Origin of the sequence: Fusobacterium sp., from assembly GCF_019012925.1 — a bacterium.
GTDB lineage: Bacteria > Fusobacteriota > Fusobacteriia > Fusobacteriales > Fusobacteriaceae > Fusobacterium_A.
In genome coordinates this window covers 1-15,500 of the sequence record NZ_JAGIRL010000019.1, presented here as the reverse complement: position 1 = coordinate 15,500, position 15,500 = coordinate 1, and the positions used below count along the sequence as shown (strand labels likewise).

Genomic DNA, 15,500 nt, shown 5'->3' with positions numbered 1-15,500 from the left:
CAACTTATTATTCTCTAAAATAAAACTCCATAGATAATCGTTGATACACAAGCTAGTACCAATCCAATTAAAGATTCAAATGGAATTAATGCTAATCTCTCTTTCATATCCATATTTACACTACCACCTGTTGCATGGAAAAAACTTCCATGAGGTAGATGATCTAAAACTGTTGCCCCTGAATGTATCATTGCTGCTGCATTAACTGGTTGGATACCTAAACTAAATATAGTTGGTCCAAAAACCTGACTAGCAACTGCTGTCCCTGAAGTTGTAGAAGCTGTAGCTGCACACATTAATATTCCTGAGAATGGTGCTAATAAGTAAGCTGGTGCTCCTGTTGCTGTCAGTAGAGTTGTCAATGCATCTTTTAATCCAGAGTTAGCAATGATTCCAGAAAGAGTACCTGTTCCTAATAATAGTATAGCTACACCTACTATTTTTCCCAAACCAAAAACACAATATTGGTTGAAATTTCTTACTTTTCCCATAGCTAGACAACCAATAAATCCTCCTACTGGTAAAGCTATCAACGGATCTATTGTAATTCCTGCTAATGGTCTTAATGCCAATATAGCTATTGCCACTATTGGTCCTAAAATTGCAGCAAAAAAGTTTGGTCCGCTCTCCTCTTTTCTATCTCCTAAATCTCCCTCACTTATCTGACTTCCTCTTTTTGAAATCAATTTAGCTACAACTATACTTGCAACTACACCAAAAATTGCTGGTATCAATCCTGCCATCATCACAGATGTCAAAGGAACCTTAAAAGCTTCTGCTGCTGCTATTGCATTTGGATTTGGTGACATAATATTTCCTGCTTTTCCTCCACCTATCATAGCAAGTAAAGCTCCTGTTCTTGAGATTCCTGTTTTCTTAGCTATTGCCATTGCAATTGGAGCTACTGTTATTACTGACACATCAATAAATACTCCTACCATAGTCAATATCATTGTAGATAAAACAATTGCTATTATTGCCTTTGATTCTCCTAATTTATCTATTATTGTCTCTGCAATCTTACTAGCTGCACCTGTTTCGATAAGTACACCTACTAGTACTCCTGCAGTTATTATTCTCAAAATTGCTGGTATCATTCCCTGTGCTCCTGATATCATCAAAGATACAGTCTGCCCTATATTTGCTCCTCCTACAAGTTCCCCTATAATAGACCCTAATATTAGAGAGTATACTGGATTTACTTTTTTAATTATCAATACTATCGCTACTACTAACCCTATAATCGCACCTAAAGCTGATACTGTTACCATATTCTTCCTCCTATTTTAATATATTTTTTTTATTTTCAATACATATATATCTATATTACAATATATATAGCTTTTTAACAATAGTATGTACACTAAATTTATAGTGATATTCTAGATATTTTTTTAGTATAGCAACTAATTTAACTTAACATAAAAGCTAATTTTAACTTAGTAAAATCCTCATAATTTCTCATATCTAAATCTATTTTTTCCTTCAATCTATTCAACTTATATTGAAGAGTATTCGTATGTATAAAGAGTTCCTTAGAGATTTTATTCAATGAACCATTATATTTTTCATAAAAATATAGTATCTCTCTATACTCAACTATCTCTTTTTGAGAGAGATTCCCCAAAATCTTTTTTATATAGATTTTTTTAGTTTTCAGATCTATATTTTTTACTATCAACTCTATATCTAGATCCTCGTAAAAAACCTCTCTTTTCTTATTTTTACTCCCCCATTCAAGAGCATTTATAGCCTCTTCATAGGATTCCCTTATCCTTCCAAACTCTATCTTTATCTCTCCAATTCCTATATTGATATCTCTTTTTTTATCAATTTTTTCAATAAACTCCTCTACTCCTTGACGATTTTTTTCAAAAATCAATATGCACACAGTACTCTGTTTAAGCATTATATATCCAGATTTTTTCTTTACTGCTATTTTTAGTTCCTTATAAATATTCTTAATAGTATTCAACTCATATTTACCATTTAACTTACAGACAATTATGCTGTAATATCTTCTTTTTTCTATATCTTCTACATATTCTGAAAATATAATGGGATTTTCCAACATTAAATCTTGAGATATTAGACTTTCTAAAAAAAGTTGCTCTTTCTCATTCTCCTCTTCCTCTTTCTTGCTTACATAAGCTTCTTTTATCAAAATTTCAGACATTCTCTTTATTATCTTACCATATCTCTCTACCTCTTTTGTCTCTCCTGATATCCCTATCACCCCTATAATATCATCATTGAATTTTACTGGTAAGTTTATCCCCTTTTTAGCTCCAACATACTCTCCATCTCTATTTATTCTGACTATACTTCCTCTCTTGATTACCTCCTTTCCACCTTCGTGATAGGTATTCACCCTTTTTTCATCAGTACTAGCCACTATTATCCCCTCTGAATTGATAAAATTCAGATCTTTTTCTATAATTTTTTTCATCTCTTTAACTATGCTTTCTGCCAACTCTTTTGCTATCTCCATACAATCACACTCCCCTAAATTTCCTCGTACTAAAATTGGAGAGAACAATTATTTCCCACCAAAACTCTTCTATGACTCTATTTAAATGTTCCACTTATTTTCGCCCTATAATAAACTCCATAAACTACAAAAATTATTCCTAAAATTATAAATATCTTCCTGTCGAGTTCGGCTGTCTTCCATATCTCTTTATATTCATAATACAAATTTTTAAAACCTAAACTTAATGGCATAATAAGAAAAGCAACTATAAAGTTTCCTTTTAAAATTTTAAAATTGATTCCAAATTCTTTAAATTTTACTAAATTATAAATAATAACTATTAATAATGCTATAAAATATCCATAAAAAACATAATTAAATATCCATTTTCTTAAATTAAATTTTTTCCTCATATTTTCCCCTCCTTAATTTATATTAAAAGGACCTTGAACTTTATTTCTAGACCTCATTTCTTCCCACCTAAATTTTTTATAACCTTTCTTCAGTGTAAAATTTTACATACAATGATATAGTTTCTTTACCACCAAGTTCACATTTGATAGACCATCTAATGATAGTAGTTCTTTCGACATTATAAATCCTACAAAATTGTCATAAAGAGATATTTAATTTTCTAAATTTCAAAACAAGAGATTCTTTTAGATTAGAACTAACCTTAACTTTTTAGACATATATTATCAACTTTCTTAAAATTACTATTTGTTGATGATATATGTGAGTACTTTATCAATATCATATCAAAGGACATAAATGAAAATCTTTATAGTTTAATGTTGCATAAAGCCTTTTGATAATTATATCTTTTTTCCTAATAAAAGTGCAACCAGTAGAAAATTGAAGATTTTCTTCTTGAATATTCATTAAAGTTTTGATAAAATTATTTCGAGATAATGTAATCACTCCTTTATAGTTAGGTTTTGGTTGATTTAATTTTAAAGGAAATTTTACATTGTCTCAACTTTTTTGAAAAAATAGTGTATCAAGATCTCTTTGAGAAATCCATCAACACTATTTATTATACACAATAGAAAAAAAGCCCCGAAATTTGGGGCTTCTACACTCTCTGATTAACTCAACTATTTTGAAGCGTATACTGATACTTGCTTCTTGTCTTTTCCTAATCTTTCGAATTTTACATATCCATCTATTAGAGCAAATAGAGTATGGTCTTTTCCCATTCCCATGTTGTTTCCTGGGTGGAAAGCTGTTCCTCTTTGTCTAACTATGATGTTTCCAGCTTTTACAACTTCTCCATCATATTTTTTTACTCCAAGATATTTAGGATTTGAATCTCTTCCGTTTTTAACAGAACCTTGTCCTTTTTTGTGTGCAAATAATTGTATATTTAAAGTAAATTGCATCTATTTTTCCTCCTTCTCAACAAGCTTTATATTTTTAGGATAATCTTTTGATAAACTTCTTATCATTATAACCATGCTTTCTAAAAGAGTATTTAGTTCACTATCTTTACCCTTTTTATCAACCTCTCTAATATCTACACTAAGGTATCCATCAGAATCAATCTCAAATTTCGGATAAATATCCAACACATCTTGCATTCCACCTAATGGTAGTTGTAACGCCATAGAAAGTGCTGCACAAACTATATCTTCTCCATATTCAGCATAGCCTGAATGTCCAGTAGCTTTGTATCCTACAATTCTACCTTTTTTTCTATAAATTTCTATTCTTGTCATTGACAATTATTCTAGACAATTAAGCGTTTATTGAAGTAACTTTAATTTCAGTAAATTGTTGTCTATGACCTTTTTTTCTGTGGTATCCTGTTTTTGGCTTGTATTTGAAGTTAACTACTTTAGCTCCTTTACCTTGAGCTACTACTTCTGCAACTACTTTAGCTCCCTCTACTACAGGAGTTCCAACTTTTACAGTTTCTCCATTAGCTACTAAAAGAACTTCAGTTAATTCTACAGTTGTGTTAACTTCAGCATTTAACTTCTCTACTCTTAATACGTCACCTTCTGTAACTTTGTATTGTTTACCACCAGTTTTTATAACTGCGTACATTCTAACACCTCCAAAAGTATTAACAATCGCTGAATAGGGTTGCTGATGACCTTATTTCATGCGTAATCTAAATGAGATTATATCACATTTTTTATACTTTGTCAATAATTCTTAAATTTTTTTACACTTTTTTAATAAAAACTATTGATTTTTTCTCAAAAAAAATGTATTATTTACTTATCTAGTAAATAATTAAGAGGTTGATGTAATTCATGATATTTCAAAGAACAGAACTTTTAATAGGAAGTGAAAACCTGAATAGATTAAAAAATTCACATATTATAGTTTTCGGTATTGGTGGTGTAGGTGGCTTTGCTACAGAAGCTCTAGTACGGGCAGGGATTGGTGAAATATCAATAGTTGATTTTGATACTGTTGATATTACAAATATTAATAGACAGATAATTGCTCTTCAAAGTACAGTTGGATTATTAAAAACAACAGTTATGAAAAAAAGATTATTGGATATAAATCCCAAATTAATTATACACGAATATCCTATTAAATTTTCTAAAGATAATATAGATATATTTTTTAAAGATAAAACTTATTCATATATAGTTGATGCTATTGATTTAGTTAGTTCTAAACTAGATCTAATATCTATTGCTAAGGAAAAAGAGATTCCTATTATCTCATCTATGGGAACAGGAAATAAACTTAATCCTACAATGTTAGAAGTGGCTGATATCAATAAAACATCTGTTTGTCCTCTAGCTAGAGTTATTAGAAAAGAACTAAAAAATAGAGGAATAAAAAAATTAAAGGTAGTTTACTCAAAAGAGGAACCTAAAAAGCCTGAAAATTTAAGTGGAAGCAGAGAGAAAAAGGTAAATGTAGGAAGTATATCTTTTGTACCATCAACAGCTGGATTAATACTTGCTAGTGAAGTTATTAAAGATATTTGTAATTTATAGGAGGAATAGAAGTGAAAAAAATAGGAGTGTTTTATGGTTCAACATCTGGAACAACTTTAGGTATTGTTGATGAAGTTGAATTTTATCTAAAAAAAATGGAGTATGATGTTATCAATGTGGCAGATGGAATAGCATCAATTGGTGATTATGAGAATCTTATCTTAATTACACCTACTTATGGAGTTGGAGAATTACAAGCTGATTGGGAAAATGTTTTTGATGAATTTTCAAAAGTAGATTTCTCTGGAAAAGTAGTTGGACTTATTGGTCTAGGAAACCAATATGCTTTTGGTGAATCATTTGTAGGAAGTATTAAAGTACTTTATGATGTTGTTACTAATAATGGTGGAAAAGTGGTTGGATTCACATCTACTGAGGGATACCACTATGAAGAGTCTGAAGCTGTAATTGGTGACCAATTTGTAGGATTAGCAATTGATGAGGGTAACCAAGGAGATCACACTCCTGATAAAATTAAAAGTTGGATAGAAGAGATTTTACCATCATTTAACTAATAATTTTAATAAAATACATTTATAAAAAGAAGTTGATTAACCTATAAAGTTAGTCAACTTCTTTAATTTGTAATTATTCACTTATAATTAGTATATTCCAGTTGATAGTACCTCTTTTTCTCCTATCTCTCTATCTAAAACCAGTGTTACTTCAACAGGATCTCCTACACCTAGCATCTCTCTTGTATTATCTGCTATCTCTGTAGCTAGTCTATCATACTCTTTTTTATTAAACTCTTTCCATCCACCATCACCTATTAATGACTCAACTTCTAATTTTACATATATTTTATCTCTAAATATTCCGACATCTATATCATCGAGTTTTAGTTTATTTTGCTGGAAGTCACTTAAAATACCGTATTTTAGTTCTAGTTTATCCTCTACATAATCATACTTATCATCTGCTACTCCCAAAGCTGAAATAATTAAAAATAAGCCAATTAAAATTTTTTTCACAGTTAATACCTCCTAGTTTTATCCTCTTCCTCCAAAATATTCTAGACAAAACTTTTAGTTATCCACTTTTTATTTCTCCATCTTATCAACATAGCTATCCCTCTAAACCATTCGTCAGCTGCATTAGCTATCCATATTCCAACCAATCCCCAACCTAGTTTTACACCAAATATATATGAAAAAGGAACTGCCACAATAAAAATAAAGATTATTCCCATAAACATAGGAAATTTTATATCTCCAGCTGCGTGTAGAGAGTTTATTATCACTATATTAAATACTCTTCCTACTTCTAACACTATCATCAATGGAAATATTTTTAAAGAAGCTTCTAAAATAGCTCTATCTTTTGTAAAAACTCCCATTATTTGATTTTTAAATAGCCAAGCTAAAACAGTTACTGAAAAAGCCAATACAATAGATAGTTTTAAGCTTTTTAAGCATTTACCATAAGCCTCTTCACTCTCTTTTGCCCCTACTAATTGCCCTACCTGTATAGCTGTCCCATGTCCTAAGGCTATTGAAAATGTCATCACAAAGTTAGCAATCAACATCAAATAAGTTCTAGAAGCTATTATAGTAGTTCCCATGGTATTTATCATTGACATTATCATCAACTGTCCTATATTCCAAGCCAAATTCTCTCCTGCAGTTGGTATCCCTATAGATAGAATATTTTTTATAACATGGAAGGGAAAGGGTTGTAGAAATTTCTTTCTAAATTTAAAATTACAGTTGTGGCTCATTACTAAAAAACCAACTATACAACCTATTGCACGTGAAACTACTGTTGATATTCCCACACCAGTTGGCCCCAATATAGGTACTCCAAACCAACCAAAAATAAACATACCATTTCCTAAGATATTTAATAAATTTACTCCCATATTTACATATAGCATCTGTTTTGGTTTTCCATGACTCTTCATAATAGCACCACAAGTTAGAGTTATCCCTTGGAAGATACATAACCCTCCAACTAATTTAAAATAGTTCTTTCCAACCTCTATCAACTCAAGTGGAAGTTTTATCTTCTCAAGTATTGTATTCCAAAATGTAAAGTATAAAATTCCCATAAATAATCCTAAAATTAAATTTACGACTAAAGAAACAGTTATTACTTCATGTACTCTTCTCTTATTTTTTGCCCCTATAAATTGAGCACATAAAATAGCTGTTGCTAAATTCACAAACCCGAAAATTACATTTTGAATATTTAAAACCTGACTTATTCCACCTACTGCTCCTACTGCTTTGTCACTATAGTGTCCTAACATTATTGTATCAACATTTCCAACTATTGTTACTAGTAGTAATTCAAAAAAAATAGGAATTGTCAATGACATTAATGATTTCACTTGTATCTTACCCATTCTTCCTCCAAAATCTAAATTTATGTATTTTTTATTCTATAATTTTTTTCAAAAAAAATCTAGTACATTTTTACATTTCTATTAAATATGATATAATAAAATAGTATAATATTTTTGATCAAGGAGTGAACTATGGAAATTATTAGTAAAGATAAACCGAAAGGAAAAACATATAGCATCAATAAAAAGATGAAAAAAGCTAAAAGACTAGAAGAGGAAAAAAAGTTTAAAAGACTTACTGAAAATAAAAGAAAAAATGCTGAAAATAGAAAAGAGAGAGCTATTGAAAAATTTGAAACTGAAAGAGCTACTGAAGTTCTTATCAAAGGATTTTCAAAGGGAATGCTAATAATCTCAATAGAGGGTAAAGAGGAGAAAAGAGCCCTTATTTACGATAAGAAAAAAGTTACAGCTAAAAATTTAGATAGTGAGATTGATAGTTTTGAAGTTAAACTTTATGGAAGTAATTGGAAAATCTCTATTTTACAAGGATACAAAGAGATTCGTGAACAGTTGATATTTGATTTGTGTGAAAAACTCTAACTATAAATAAGTTCTAGCACGTTAAAAAAATAGATAAAATAAAAAGTACTTTTGAAAGTACTTTTTATTTTTATCTCAAAGATTGTGAGGGGAGAGTGTAGAGAAATTTCTGTAAATTAAATAAATATTTCTTTTTAATAGCTTTCTATGATAAAATTTAAATATATCATAGAAGACTATTTTTTATGGAAAGAAAAAGAAGAAATTCTTTTAGATTAGGACTAACCTTAACTTTTTTAGACATATATTACCAACTTTCTTAAAATTAGTATTTGTTGATAATATATGTGAGTACTTTATTGGTATCATATCAGTTTAAATAGTCAGAGGAGTGTATTTCCAAGTGATACATCATTGTTAAAGACATTATATTTAGCAACCTTTGAAGCGATAAAGAAATGGACATCAAATTTAAGAAATTGTGGGAAAATATATGGAGAACTTCAAATAATGTATGAGGATAGACTTTTAGGGGAAGAGAATTAAAGAATAAATAGAAAAATCAAGGATAAAAAAATTTATCCTTGAGTGAAATAAATAAAATTATTATACTATCTTATCTTATAAATGAAATATTTTTTTAAAGATATTTTTTTTCTGAACTTTTTCATCTTCCTCAAGAAGATCATATGTATTTAATTCAACCTTACTTATAAATTCCTCCTGAGAATTTACTGCTTTATTTGATGAGTTAGAATTTTTCCTATACTCTCCATCTGGAGCTAAAATTCTTGCTTTTTGATTATCTTGTAAAATAACACCAATATGATAATTTAATCTCTCTCTTACTTCTTTATCTAAAATAGGACATCCTATCTCAACTCTATTTTCTGTATTTCTAGTCATCATATCTCCTGAAGATATATATATAACTTGTTCATTTAATTCTCCAAAACTATATATTCTGGAATGTTCTAAAAATCTTCCTACAACGCTAATTACCTTAATATTTTCTGTTTTTCCAACAATACCTGGTATTATGCAACATATTCCTCTTATGATCAAAGTTATCTTAACACCAAAATTAGAGGCTTCTACCATTTTATTTATTATTTCGTTATCTGTAAATGAATTACATTTTATAACAACAGTTCCTTTTCCTCCGTTTTTTACTTTTTCTATTTCTTGATCAATATTTTTTAAAATATTCTGTTTGAAACTTGAAGGAGCTACCCATAATTTTTTATAAACCCCTCTTAAGTTTCCTAAGGACATATTTTTAAAAAATACATCTGCATCTCTTCCTATCTCTTCATCTGATGTTATTAGAGAGTAATCAGTATAAAGCATTGAAGTTTTTTCATTATAATTTCCTGTTCCTATCTGAGTTATATATTTTATCTCTTTATCTTTTTTATATGTTATCAAACAGATTTTCGAATGAACTTTAAATCCTTCCATTCCATATATAACTCGACAACCTGCCTCTTCCAATTTTTGTGCCCATTCTATATTATTTGATTCATCAAATCTTGCTCTAAGCTCCATCAACACTGTCACTTCTTTTCCATTTTCAACAGCATTTATCAAATATTCAGCTATTTTAGAATTTTTAGAAATACGATAAAGCGTTATTTTTATAGATTGAATATCTTCTCTTTCTGAAGCCTCTTTTACTAAACTTAAAAATGGTTTCATGCTTTCAAAAGGATAAAAAAGAAAAAGATCCTTTTTATTAACATAATTTATTACACTTTTTCTTTTTTCTACAATTGGGTGAACAATAGGGGAAAAAGGATTATAAGATAATTTTATAATTTTTTTCTGAGATAAATTATTACTCAAATTAGATAAATAACTCAATTCTATTGGACACTCAGAAAAAAATATCTGCTTTTTACTTAAATTTAATCTTTTCAATAATGGACTTAAAAATTTATCACTTATCTGTGATTGAACTTCCATTCTCAAGGGTTCTAACTTATTTCTCCTTTTTATTATCTGTTTCATATATTGTCTATAATCAATATTCTCATCATAATTCTCCATATCTGTTTCAATATCCATATTTCTTGTAATTCTCATAATAGAACTCTCTTTTATTCTATACATTGAAAAAATATTTTTTGTAAAATAAAGGATAAGTTCTTCCAATAAAATATACTTCCCTTCTTTTGTATTAAGCATAATAATTCTTTCAATATTTTCTGGCACTGGTATCATTCCTAAAACTTCTAACTCTTTAACCTCCAAATACACTATTATATTTAATTTTTTATTTAATATAAAAGGAAAGGGGTGCCACGTATCTATTATCAATGGGGATAAAAATGGATAAACATTTTCATAAAAATATTTTTCTAAATAATCAATCTCTTTTTTTGAAAGATTATTTATCTTTTCTTTTCTAATTCCCTCTTTTTTTAAATTTTCCATTAACTCTTTATAAATTTTATCTTTTACTTTATAAAGTTCTCTTACCTTTTTATATATCTCTTCCAATTGCTCTTGTGCTGTCATTCCAGTTCTACTATCTTTATACTCTGGAACATATTTTACATAATCCAACATTGTTCCTACTCTTATCATAAAAAATTCATCTAAATTGCTCTCAAAAATTGATAAAAATTTTAATTGTTCAAGAAGAGGATTCTCTTTTGATATTGCCTCTTCTAAAACTCTTTCATTAAATTTTAACCATGAAATCTCTCTATTTTCTATATAATTTGGCTTAATCAATTTCTATCCCTTCTTTATCTTTGTTTACAACTCTATCTATAAAGTATCCCTCTCTCACACCACTTTTACTCACAATAACTTTTTCTATTCTAAATTTATCAATTATTTCTCTTAGTATAACTACACCACCTGCAAATGAAAAGATTCGTTCTGGTATAATTTTATATAACTCTTTTTTCTCTTTACAATGACTTTCTTTTTTTAAAATACTCATCATTTCATACAAGTCTTCTACAAAAAAAGAACCATTATCTAAAGGAAGTGATTTCGTTTCTTTTATAACATTCATACAAGCTCTTGCTGTTCCCCCTATTGCAAACAGATACTTATAATCTTTATCATTTTCCCATTCAATCTCTTCTAATGCTTCTCTTATATATTTTCTCATATTTTTTATTTCTTTTTCATCTGGAACTATTGATTTAACAAATTTATTTTGGAGATTTAAGGCTCCGATAGAGATACTTTTTAGTAACTCTATCTTACCTTCATTAAAAATTACTATCTCAGTACTTCCTCCACCAATATCTATTAAAATTCCTTTATCTAGTTTTAATTCTGAATTTGCTCCTACAAAATCTAATCTAGCCTCCTCTTCTCCCAAGATAATCTCTGGCTTCATACCAGTTGTATTTTCAATTTCCTTTAATACATCATCAGAATTTGAAATATTTCTAAGTGAAGCAGTAGCAAAAACATAGTATTCTTCTAATTCAAATCTCTCTAAAATTATTTTCAATTTTTTCAAAGCTCTACATACTCTATCTATTCCAATTGCTGATAACTCTCCCTTTTTTATATAACTTGCTAATCCTAATATTATTTTTTTATTTGTTATCAATTTTATTTTATTCAAACTCTTATCATATTTATAAATTGAGAGTCTCACTGTATTTGACCCAATATCTATTACACCTTGTACCATCTTTTTCCCTCCTATACAATATTATCTTTAATAATATATTACCAATGTTAATATAGTTATAATTTCTTGTAAAATTTATGTAAATAATTTTTAACTATCAAAATTCATTGGAATATTTTACTAAAATAAAACAATAAGAAGCCATTAGATCATCTAATGGCTTCTTATTGTTTGTTATCTAATATATAAAATATTTTGGGGAAAGATTTATTATGTATTAATAATAACATAGAATTATGTCAAAATTATTACAAAATTATTAAATTATTCTTCACCATTTTTCTTTTCAAAGCTAATTAATATTGGAGATCCATCAAATCCAAAAGCTTCTCTAAATTTATTCTCTATATATCTAGCATATGAGAAGTGTATCAGTTCTGGATAGTTACAGAATAATGCAAATCTTGGTGGAGCAACTGATACTTGTGTTGCATAGTTAATTTTAACTACTCTTCCCTTTCTAGTTGGTGGGTTATTCATAAGTACAGCTTCTTTTAATACTGTATTTAAGATACCTGTAGATATTCTCTTGTTATACTCTTCAAAGATTGTATCTGCTATCTCTAATAATTTTGTTGTTCTTTGACCTGTTAAAGCTGATACAAACTCTATTGGAGCATATGATAAAAATGGAAGTTCTGCATAAAGTTTCTCTCTCATCTTCTCCATTGTATTTCCTTTTTTATCGACTAAATCCCATTTATTAACAACTATAATTATAGGTTTTAACTCTTCTGCAGCTATTCCTGCTATTCTCTTATCTTGTTCACTCAGTCCCTCTTTTCCATCTAACATAAGTAAACAAACATCTGCTCTTTTTATTGTTTTTATAGCTCTAAGTACTGAATAATACTCTAAGCTCTCTTCAACTTTTGATTTTCTTCTGATACCAGCTGTATCTATTATCATATATTTTTTCTCATCAAACTCAACAATTGTATCTATTGCATCTCTTGTTGTACCAGCAATATCACTTACTATTGTTCTCTCTTCTCCAGAAAGTCTGTTTACTAATGATGATTTTCCAGCATTAGGTTTTCCTATAATAGCAAGTTTTAAAACATCTTCCTCATCTTCAGGAATATCAATTTTTTTAATTGTGTCAGTTACCATATCCAACATATCTCCAAGGTTTACCTTGTGTCCCCCAGAAATAGGTATTAGATGTTCAAATCCTAGAGCCCAGAAATCATAAACATCATCTTGTTGCTCTAAGAAGTTATCAATCTTATTTACACATAAGATGATTGGTTTATTCTTCTTTCTTAAAATATAGGCAATCTCTTCATCTAAAGGATTTACCCCACACTTTCCATCTACAACAAATAAAATTACATCAGCTTCATTCATAGCAACTTCAGCTTGTTGTTTTATCTTTGTCATCATAAAATCATTATTTCTTGGCTCAAGTCCTCCAGTATCAACTACTACAAACTCTGTCCCATTCCATTCTGTCTCTCTATACAGTCTATCTCTTGTTACACCTGGCATATCATCTACTATAGCCACTCTATCTCCTACCAGATTATTAAATAATGTTGATTTTCCAACATTTGGTCTTCCAACTATTGCAACAATAGGCTTCATTTTTTACCTCCCTATCTTTCTATTATAATTTTTTTTATTTTTATTATTAGTATTTCCATTTTTTAATTTCGAACTTTTTTCTTGAACAACTACTATATCTTTCTGCTTCTGTTTCTTCCCATTATCCTTTTCAACATACATTTTTTTCATTGTAAATGGATTTATCTCTGTATAATACATGAGTGTAGAGTATGTTGAAGGAGTCGGTGTAAATATCTGTACCTGCTCAGGGTTTACTCTCAATTCTGCAGATGCAAATCTCTTTAAGTCTAACATATCTTTTTCTGTACAACCTGGGTGTGCTGCTATTAGATAATAAGTCAAAAACTGTTTCAAGCCATACTTCTCATTAATCTTGTAAAATCTCTCTTTAAAATCCTTTAAAAGTGTTTTCCCCTGTTTTCCCATAAGAGAAAGTACCTTATCTTCAGTGTGTTCTGGAGCTATTTTCATCTGCCCAGATACATGATCCTTTATTATATCCTCTAAATACAACTGTCCACATTTTTTATCATCTAAAATCATATCATATCTTATTCCAGATGCAATAAATATTTTCTTTATCTTATCTATTTTCTTTAATCTATTCAACAGATCAACTTGCTTACTATGATCTATTTTTAATGCCGGACATTTTTGTGGATATAGGCATCTCCTATCCTGACAAGCTCCTAACTTCAGTTTTTTACTACATTCCACTTGATACATATTAGCTGTAGGTCCTCCCACATCTGCTATATATCCTTTAAACTTTGGTGCTCCTGATATTTTCTTTATCTCTTCGACAATAGAATCCTCACTTCTTGAGATTACAGTACGACCTTGGTGAATTGCTATTGCACAGAAATTACACTCACCATAACAACCTCTATGAGTTGTTACAGAGTTTCTTATTGTATCTAGTGCTCTCACATCACCCATTTTTTTATAGTAAGGGTGTACCTCTCTTTCAAATTCCATTGAATAGATATCATCTAACTCTTGTGAAGAGAAGTTTTCACTCGGTGGATTTTGAATCAAATATCTATCTCCACATTTTTGATAAATTCCCTTAGCAGTTATAGGATCACAATTTCTATAAAAAATATTAAAAGCTTCTATAAATTTTAATTTATCTTCTAAACACTCTTCGTGGCTTGGTAGTTGTAAGTAACTATCCTTTTTATCTTTGGCTATATAACACAACCCTTTTATATTTCTCCATTCTCTTCCACCCTTTAAGGCTTTAGCTAGGGCTAACATAGATTTCTCTCCCATTCCATAAGATAGAATATCTGCCTTAGCATCAAATATAACAGGTCTTCTCAAATTATTACTCCAATAATCATAGTGAGTAATTCTTCTCAAACTAGCCTCTATTCCACTTATTACAATTGGTATATCTGAATTTTTGAAATATCTTTTTACTAAATTTGTATAAGCTATTACTGCTCTGTCTGGTCTTCTATTATTCTCTCCACCAGGAGTAAAATCATCTTGTTTTCTCTTCTTCTTAGTAGCTGTATAGTTAGCCACCATTGAATCTACACAACCCCCTGATATTGCCCAATATAATCTAGGTTGTCCCAATCTCTTTATATCTACATCACTATTTATATCTGGTTGAGCTATTATTCCAACTCTAAAACCATTTTTTACTAACCATTTTCCTATGACAGCACTTCCATTGTAAGAGCTATCTATATATGTATCCCCTGATACTAATATTATATCTAATTCTTCCCATCCTATTTTTTTTACCTCTTCCATTGTAGTAGGCAAAAACATAACATCACCTATTCCTTTATAATTTACCCTTTATTTTACCATATTTTATAAAAATTTACGAATTTTTTTTATAAAATAAAAGGGGCTGTTGCAAACTGATGGTTTTTAAATATCAGTTGCAACGCCTTTTTCTTTTTTTGCAAAAAAATAGAAATCATTTAATTGATTTCCTAGGTTTTTAATTTCTTAATTTAAATTTTGGCAGCACAAAAA

15 protein-coding genes and 1 pseudogene are annotated in these 15,500 nt (G+C 29.0%); 4 read left to right on the top strand and 12 right to left on the bottom strand.

Translation table 11 applies throughout. The annotated features are described in order from the left end of the window. Positions 1–14: 14 nt before the first annotated feature. From QZ286_RS03015 to rplU, 6 genes are all read right to left on the bottom strand, one after another. A complete protein-coding gene (locus QZ286_RS03015) occupies positions 15–1,271 on the bottom strand; it encodes a GntP family permease (protein ID WP_291255503.1) in 1,257 nt (418 codons plus the stop codon). A gap of 140 nt (positions 1,272–1,411) precedes the next feature. Beyond that, positions 1,412–2,491, bottom strand: coding sequence for a sugar diacid recognition domain-containing protein (locus QZ286_RS03010; protein WP_291255502.1), 1,080 nt, complete (start codon positions 2,489–2,491; stop codon positions 1,412–1,414). A 77-nt stretch (positions 2,492–2,568) separates the two neighbouring features. Next, positions 2,569–2,886 (bottom strand): hypothetical protein, encoded by a 318-nt coding sequence (locus QZ286_RS03005; protein ID WP_291255501.1) that lies wholly within the window; start codon positions 2,884–2,886, stop codon positions 2,569–2,571. A gap of 684 nt (positions 2,887–3,570) precedes the next feature. Continuing rightward, positions 3,571–3,855: a 50S ribosomal protein L27 gene (rpmA, locus tag QZ286_RS03000; protein WP_005883067.1), complete on the bottom strand. Its 285-nt coding sequence runs from the start codon at positions 3,853–3,855 to the stop codon at positions 3,571–3,573. Continuing rightward, a complete protein-coding gene (locus tag QZ286_RS02995; protein WP_291255500.1) occupies positions 3,856–4,191 on the bottom strand; it encodes a ribosomal-processing cysteine protease Prp in 336 nt (111 codons plus the stop codon). Between the two features lie 19 nt (positions 4,192–4,210). Then, positions 4,211–4,522: a 50S ribosomal protein L21 gene (rplU, locus tag QZ286_RS02990; RefSeq protein WP_204688680.1), complete on the bottom strand. Its 312-nt coding sequence runs from the start codon at positions 4,520–4,522 to the stop codon at positions 4,211–4,213. Positions 4,523–4,734: 212 nt separating this feature from the next. Here rplU and QZ286_RS02985 point away from each other — a divergent pair, with 212 nt between their 5' ends. Next, entirely contained in the window at positions 4,735–5,439 is a 705-nt protein-coding gene (locus QZ286_RS02985) for a tRNA threonylcarbamoyladenosine dehydratase (RefSeq protein ID WP_291255499.1), read from the top strand. A gap of 11 nt (positions 5,440–5,450) precedes the next feature. Continuing rightward, on the top strand, positions 5,451–5,954 hold the full coding sequence (locus QZ286_RS02980; RefSeq protein ID WP_291255498.1) for a flavodoxin: 504 nt from the start codon (positions 5,451–5,453) through the stop codon (positions 5,952–5,954). A gap of 87 nt (positions 5,955–6,041) precedes the next feature. On the opposite strand, the gene QZ286_RS02975 is transcribed toward QZ286_RS02980, so the two are convergent. Both QZ286_RS02975 and QZ286_RS02970 read right to left on the bottom strand, forming a co-directional pair. Further along, positions 6,042–6,413 carry a hypothetical protein gene (locus tag QZ286_RS02975; RefSeq protein WP_291255497.1) on the bottom strand — a complete coding sequence of 124 codons (372 nt, stop codon included), beginning with the start codon at positions 6,411–6,413 and terminating at the stop codon, positions 6,042–6,044. A 41-nt stretch (positions 6,414–6,454) separates the two neighbouring features. After that, a complete protein-coding gene (locus QZ286_RS02970; protein ID WP_291255496.1) occupies positions 6,455–7,786 on the bottom strand; it encodes an MATE family efflux transporter in 1,332 nt (443 codons plus the stop codon). 132 nt (positions 7,787–7,918) lie between these two features. On the opposite strand from QZ286_RS02970, the gene QZ286_RS02965 reads away from it, so the two are divergent. Both QZ286_RS02965 and QZ286_RS02960 read left to right on the top strand, forming a co-directional pair. Then, positions 7,919–8,329: a hypothetical protein gene (locus QZ286_RS02965; protein ID WP_291255495.1), complete on the top strand. Its 411-nt coding sequence runs from the start codon at positions 7,919–7,921 to the stop codon at positions 8,327–8,329. A gap of 327 nt (positions 8,330–8,656) precedes the next feature. Then, positions 8,657–8,815 (top strand): annotated as a pseudogene (locus QZ286_RS02960) (IS256 family transposase); the annotation flags it as partial. Between the two features lie 75 nt (positions 8,816–8,890). Here QZ286_RS02960 and ppk1 read toward each other — a convergent pair. The 4 genes from ppk1 to QZ286_RS02940 form a co-directional block, all read right to left on the bottom strand. Further along, a complete protein-coding gene (ppk1, locus tag QZ286_RS02955) occupies positions 8,891–11,008 on the bottom strand; it encodes a polyphosphate kinase 1 (RefSeq protein ID WP_291255493.1) in 2,118 nt (705 codons plus the stop codon). Next, a complete protein-coding gene (locus tag QZ286_RS02950) occupies positions 11,001–11,933 on the bottom strand; it encodes a rod shape-determining protein (protein ID WP_291255492.1) in 933 nt (310 codons plus the stop codon). The genes ppk1 and QZ286_RS02950 overlap by 8 nt, the downstream gene beginning before the upstream one ends. Positions 11,934–12,197: 264 nt before the next feature. Continuing rightward, on the bottom strand, positions 12,198–13,520 hold the full coding sequence (der, locus tag QZ286_RS02945; protein ID WP_291255491.1) for a ribosome biogenesis GTPase Der: 1,323 nt from the start codon (positions 13,518–13,520) through the stop codon (positions 12,198–12,200). Between the two features lie 3 nt (positions 13,521–13,523). After that, complete coding sequence (locus QZ286_RS02940; protein ID WP_291255490.1) at positions 13,524–15,287, bottom strand: YgiQ family radical SAM protein; 1,764 nt, start codon at positions 15,285–15,287, stop codon at positions 13,524–13,526. Between the last annotated feature and the right edge of the window lie 213 nt (positions 15,288–15,500).